The 5628-nt window shown below is 68.3% G+C and carries 6 protein-coding genes; all 6 read left to right on the top strand.

The window, feature by feature from the left end; translation table 11 throughout:
• A partial coding sequence (locus ACTHLF_RS00260) for a FimV/HubP family polar landmark protein (protein ID WP_440323790.1) occupies window positions 1-1314 on the top strand: 1314 nt, incomplete at its 5' end.
• 121 nt (window positions 1315-1435) lie between these two features.
• Complete coding sequence (truA, locus tag ACTHLF_RS00255; protein ID WP_440323788.1) at window positions 1436-2203, top strand: tRNA pseudouridine(38-40) synthase TruA; 768 nt, start codon at window positions 1436-1438, stop codon at window positions 2201-2203.
• Complete coding sequence (locus ACTHLF_RS00250; protein WP_440323786.1) at window positions 2200-2823, top strand: phosphoribosylanthranilate isomerase; 624 nt, start codon at window positions 2200-2202, stop codon at window positions 2821-2823. Before truA ends, ACTHLF_RS00250 begins: the two co-directional genes overlap by 4 nt.
• Before the next feature lie 28 nt (window positions 2824-2851).
• Window positions 2852-4063: a tryptophan synthase subunit beta gene (gene trpB, locus ACTHLF_RS00245; protein WP_440323784.1), complete on the top strand. Its 1212-nt coding sequence runs from the start codon at window positions 2852-2854 to the stop codon at window positions 4061-4063.
• Window positions 4063-4863 carry a tryptophan synthase subunit alpha gene (trpA, locus tag ACTHLF_RS00240; protein WP_440323782.1) on the top strand — a complete coding sequence of 267 codons (801 nt, stop codon included), beginning with the start codon at window positions 4063-4065 and terminating at the stop codon, window positions 4861-4863. Before trpB ends, trpA begins: the two co-directional genes overlap by 1 nt.
• A 97-nt stretch (window positions 4864-4960) precedes the next feature.
• A partial coding sequence (locus ACTHLF_RS00235; RefSeq protein ID WP_440323780.1) for an acetyl-CoA carboxylase carboxyltransferase subunit beta occupies window positions 4961-5628 on the top strand: 668 nt, incomplete at its 3' end.

Raw genomic sequence — 5628 nt, 5'->3', positions numbered from 1 at the left:
GCTCCGGCGCCGGCAGCCCCGGCTCCCGCCGCGGCTGCAGCTGCATCGACCCCTTCCACCACGGCGCCTGTCGCCGCGGCCAACCCGGCTCCTGCTGCCAGCGCGGCCGCTCCGGCGGCAAGCACGCCGGCCCCGGCAGCCACGGTGGCAACGACGCCGGCCGCAACGCCTGTCGCCGCCGCACAGCCGCCGGCGACCCCGCCGGCACCGGTCGCGAAGCCGGAGCCGAAGAAGCTGTCGCCCGCGCCTGCGCCGGTCGAGGAAGAAGAGTGGTTCATGCAGCCGTGGGCCTGGGGCGGCGGTGCCGTCGTCATCCTGCTGCTGCTCGTGGCCGCCGTCTTCGGCCGCCGCAAGAAGCCGGCAGCTGCCTCGGCGGCGCCGAGCTCGCTGGCCGACCGCTTCAGCAAGGAGCCGACGTTCAGCGGCTTCGATACCGAGCATGAAGACACGATGGATGCCGACCAGCGCGAGATCATCGACGCGCTCGCCGAGCACCCGGACGACATCGGGCTGCACCTCGAACTGGTCAGCCTCTACTACGGCCGCCGCGACGTCGAGCACTTCGAAGCCGCCGCGGAAGCCATGTACGCGCACGTTGCCGATCCGGACCAGCCGGAGTGGCGCGAAGTGATCATGATGGGCGAAGCGCTCGCGCCGTCGCATCCGCTGTTCGGTGGCCAGCCGGTGGATGCCATCGACGACCCGTACGAAGGCGACACCTACGCGCCGTCGCATGCGGGGCACGAGGAATCGGCCGGTCTCGAGGCGTTCGACCTGGGCAACTACGTGACCAGCCCGGACGAGGATGCCCACCCGGTCCCGCCGGCACCACAGAAGCACAGCGAGTACCACTTCAACTTCGACCTGACCCCGGTGCAGCGCGCCGAGGCCGACCGCCGTCCGCACGCCCCCGACGTCTTCGACGTGGACGCGCCGGAATCGCCGTATACCGAGGCAGGCGATGCCCCTGCCTTTGGCGACATCCTCGCCGAGGAGAAGGCCCCGGCCGAGGAGCGTTCAACCTGGTCGTTCGACGACGAAGCGCACGCTGCGCCGGTCGTCCCGGCCGAGCCGCCGCGCTTCGATGAGCCCCCGCGTTTCGACGAGCCGGCGTTCGGGGACGAGGAGCCGGTCGACACCGCCGGCCCGGAGAGCTTCAGCGATGACCCGGTCGATACCAAGCTCGACCTGGCCCGCGCCTACCTCGACATGGGCGACTCCGAAGGCGCCCGCCTCATGCTCGACGAGGTGATCAGCGAAGGCACCCAGATGCAGAAGGATACGGCCCGCCGCATCCTCGACGGCATCGCCTGATAGCGTCGCACCCGTGGGAGCGAGCTTGCGAGCGATGGGCCCCCGCCTGCCCATGGCCCGCAAGCTCGCTCCCACCGTCGTTCCGGGGTAACCTTCAGGGTTTCCCCCGCCCAGATACCCCATGCGCATCGCCCTAGGCGTCGAATACGACGGCACCGACTTCTTTGGCTGGCAGAAGCTCAGCCACGCGAAGACCGTGCAGGGTGCCCTGGAGGAAGCCCTCTCCTTCGTCGCCCACGAGCCCATCGAAACGACCGCCGCCGGGCGTACCGATGCGGGCGTGCACGGCCGCTGCCAGGTCGTCCACTTCGATACCGAGGTGCAGCGCGACATGCGCGGCTGGGTGCTCGGCGCGTGTTCCAACCTGCCGCGCAGCGTGGCGGTGACATGGGCCCAGCCTGTGGCCGACGATTTCCACGCCCGCTTCTCTGCGCGCGCCCGCCGTTACCGCTATCGCCTGCTGCCACGCTTCGTGCGCCCGGCGCTGGATGCCCGTTTCGTCGCCTGGGAAAAGAAGGCGCTCGACGCGCCGCGCATGCATGAGGCCGCCCAGGCGATTGTCGGTGAGCACGACTTCTCCGCGTTCCGCGCCGTGTCCTGCCAGGCGGCCCATGCTCGCCGCAACGTGCGCAACATCCGCGTGTTCCAGGACGATATCCATATCGTGGTCGAGATCGAGGCGAACGCCTTCCTGCACCACATGGTGCGGAACATCGTGGGTTCGCTCATCCCCATTGGCCGGGGCGAGCAGCCGGTCGAATGGATGGCTGAACTGCTGGAAGGCCGGAACCGCGAGGTGGCCGGCGCCACCGCGCCCGCGGAAGGCCTGACCTTCCTCGGCCCGCGCTACGAAGCGCACTGGGGCCTGCCTGCCGAGGTGACCTTATGACCCGCGTGAAGTACTGCGGATTCACCCGCGTCGAGGATGTCCACGCCGCCGCCGCACTTGGCGTCGATGCGGTCGGCTTCGTCATGACCCGGAAGAGCAAGCGCTACGTCGGGATCGAACAGGCCATGGCGCTGCGTGATGCCGTGCCGCCGTTCGTCACGAGCGTCGTGCTGGTGATGGACGACGACCCGGTTTACGTGGACGAGATCGTGCGTCGGGTTCGCCCGGACATGCTGCAATTCCACGGCGTGGAAACCGATGAAGCCTGCGCGGCGCACGGCGTGCGTTACCTCAAGGCGATCGCCATGGGGGAGGGCGAGGGCGCACTGGCGCGCCTGCGCGCTTACCCTCGCGCGACCGGCCTGCTGCTGGATGGCCACGGCCTCGGTGAAACCGGTGGCAGCGGCGAGCGCTTCGACTGGACGCGGATGCCGCGCGATCTGGCGCAACCGCTGGTGCTCGCCGGCGGACTCACCGCGGATAACGTGGGCGAAGCGATCCGCGTAGCGCGCCCCTGGGGCGTCGATCTTTCCAGCGGCATTGAGACATCGCCGGGCCTGAAGGATCGGGCTAAGATGGAACGCTTCCTCGCCGCCGTGCGCGCCATCCCCAGCGCGTGATTCCCCTTCAGCAACACACGGTAACGCAATGACCCAGATCCCGGATTTCCACGCTTATCCCGACGCGCACGGGCGCTTCGGTGATTACGGCGGCATTTACGTGGCCGAAACCCTGATGGAGCCGCTTGCCGAGCTCACGGCCGCCTACGAGCGCCTGCGCCAGGATCCCGCCTTCATCGCCGAGCTCGATCGCGACCTGAAGTACTACGTGGGACGGCCGAGCCCGGTGTATTTCGCCGAGCGCCTGACGAAGCACGTGGGCGGAGCGCGGATCATCCTCAAGCGCGAAGACCTGAACCATACGGGCGCGCACAAGATCAACAACACCGTGGGCCAGGCGCTGGTCGCCCGGCACATGGGCAAGAACCGCATCATCGCGGAGACTGGCGCGGGCCAGCATGGCGTGGCCAGCGCGACGGTCGCGGCCCGCATGGGCCAGAAGTGCGTGGTCTACATGGGCGCCGTGGATATCGAGCGGCAGAAGATCAACGTGTACCGCATGCGCCTGCTCGGTGCCGAAGTGGTGCCGGTGACATCGGGCTCGCAGACGCTGAAGGATGCCCTGAACGAAGCGATGCGCGACTGGGTCACCAACGTCGCCGACACCTTCTACATCATCGGGACCGTCGCCGGACCGCACCCGTACCCGCAGATGGTGCGCGACTTCAACGCCATCGTTGGCCGCGAGGCCCGTGCGCAGACGCTCGAGCAGTTCGGCCGCCTGCCGGACGTTATCACCGCCTGCGTCGGTGGTGGTTCCAATGCGATCGGCCTGTTCCACGCCTTCCTCAACGACCGCGATGTGCGCATCGTCGGCGCGGAAGCCGCTGGCGACGGCATCGAGACCGGTCGCCACGCCGCATCGCTCGCCGCCGGCAAGCCGGGCGTGCTGCACGGTAACCGTACCTACGTACTTTCCGATGCCAACGGCCAGATCGTCGAGACCCATTCGGTGTCCGCCGGCCTCGACTACCCGGGCGTCGGCCCGGAACACGCCTTCCTGAAGGATGCCGGGCGCGCTGACTACGTCGGCGTGACCGACGACGAAGCGCTCGAGGCCTTCCACCTGCTGGCGCGTACCGAGGGCATCCTTGCCGCGCTCGAGTCGAGCCACGCGATCGCCCAGGCGATCAAGCTGGCCCGTGAGCTGCCGAAGGATGGCCTGGTCCTCGCCAACCTCTCGGGCCGTGGCGACAAAGACGTGCACACGATCGCCGCGCGCGAAGGAATCGAGATCTGATGAGCCGCATCGAACGCCGCTTCGCGGCCCTCAAGGAAGCCGGCCGCACCGGCCTGGTCACCTTCGTCACGGCCGGCGATCCCTCGCCGGAGCACGTGGTGGAACTCCTCCACGGCCTGGTCGCCGCGGGCGCCGACATCATCGAGCTCGGCGTCCCGTTCTCCGACCCGATGGCTGACGGCCCGGTCATCCAGCACGCGTCGGAGCGGGCGATCGAGAAGGGCGTAGGGCTGCACAACATCCTCGCCTGGATCGCTGCATTCCGTGAGACGGATAGTGAAACGCCGATCGTCCTGATGGGTTACCTCAACCCCGTCGAGATGTACGGATACAGGGAGTTCGCCGAAGATGCCGTGGAAGCTGGCGTCGATGGCGTCCTGATGGTCGACTGCCCCCTGGAAGAGTCCGCGGTGCTGGCGCCGCTTCGCGATGCCGGCCTGGACCAGATCCTGCTCGCCTCGCCGACCACCGCCGCGGGCCGCCTGGCCCAGCTTTGCGAGGCCGCTTCGGGCTTCCTGTATTATGTGTCGTTCGCTGGCATCACCGGCGCGGCCCAGCTCAGTACCGGCCAGATCGCCGAGCGCGTCGCGGGAATCCGTGCGCAGTCGAAGGCGCCGGTGGCGGTCGGCTTCGGCGTCCGCGATGCAGCCTCGGCGAAGGCGATCGGCGAGTTCGCCGACGCGGTCGTCATTGGCAGTGCGCTCGTCGAGCGCCTCGCCGGTGCGACCACGGCGGAAGACGCCGCTGGCAGGGCTCACGCCTTCCTGGCACCGATCCGCGCCGCGCTCGACGCGCGCTGATCGCCAACGGGGACACACCTTTCGCGCCGGATGCGCGGGAGCAGGCTTTTTGTAGGAGCGCGCTTGCGCGCCATCCGCACGTTATCGGAGATCCACGATGAACTGGCTTCAGAAAATCATGACCCCGAAGACCCGTGCCCCGGCTTCTGCCGCAGGCAAGGGCAAGGTCCCCGAGGGCGTGTGGGAGAAGTGCGCTGGCTGCGGCACCGTGCTGTACAAGCCGGAGCTCGAAAAGTCCCTGATGGTTTGCCCGAAGTGCGGCCACCACCATGCGATCGCCGCGCGCACGCGCCTGCTCTCGTTCTTCGACGAAGGCAGCACGACCGAGCTGTGGGGCAAGCTCGAGCCGGTCGATGCGCTGAAGTTCAAGGACCAGAAGAAGTACAAGGACCGCATCGTCGCCGCGCAGAAGAGCACCGGCGAGAAGGACGCGCTGATCGCGATGTCCGGCAAGCTGCTCGGTCGCCCGCTGGTTTCCGTAGCCTTCGAATTCTCCTTCATGGGTGGCTCGATGGGCTCGGTCGTGGGCGAAAAGTTCGCCCGTGCCGCCGAGAAGGCCCTCGCGGAAAAGAGCGCGCTTGTGTGCTTCTCCGCCACCGGTGGCGCCCGCATGCAGGAAGGCCTGTTCTCGCTGATGCAGATGGCGAAGACCTCGGCCGCGATCGCGCGCATGCATGAAGCAGGCGTGCCGTACATCTCGGTGCTGACCCACCCGACCACGGGCGGCGTCTCGGCCTCGCTCGGCATGCTGGGTGACCTCAACAT

It is taken from the genome of Luteibacter sp. (assembly GCF_051958795.1).
Classification (GTDB): Bacteria; Pseudomonadota; Gammaproteobacteria; order Xanthomonadales; family Rhodanobacteraceae; genus Luteibacter.
This window is presented reverse-complemented; position numbering and strand designations above follow the sequence as displayed.

What these genes read in the sequence shown, in the direction of transcription:
- trpA (WP_440323782.1), top strand. Translation starts at nt 4,063, where the DNA reads ATGAGCCGCATCGAACGCCGCTTCGCGGCCCTCAAGGAAGCCGGCCGC.
- trpB (WP_440323784.1), top strand. Translation starts at nt 2,852, where the DNA reads ATGACCCAGATCCCGGATTTCCACGCTTATCCCGACGCGCACGGGCGC.
- truA (WP_440323788.1), top strand. Translation starts at nt 1,436, where the DNA reads ATGCGCATCGCCCTAGGCGTCGAATACGACGGCACCGACTTCTTTGGC.
- ACTHLF_RS00250 (WP_440323786.1), top strand. Translation starts at nt 2,200, where the DNA reads ATGACCCGCGTGAAGTACTGCGGATTCACCCGCGTCGAGGATGTCCAC.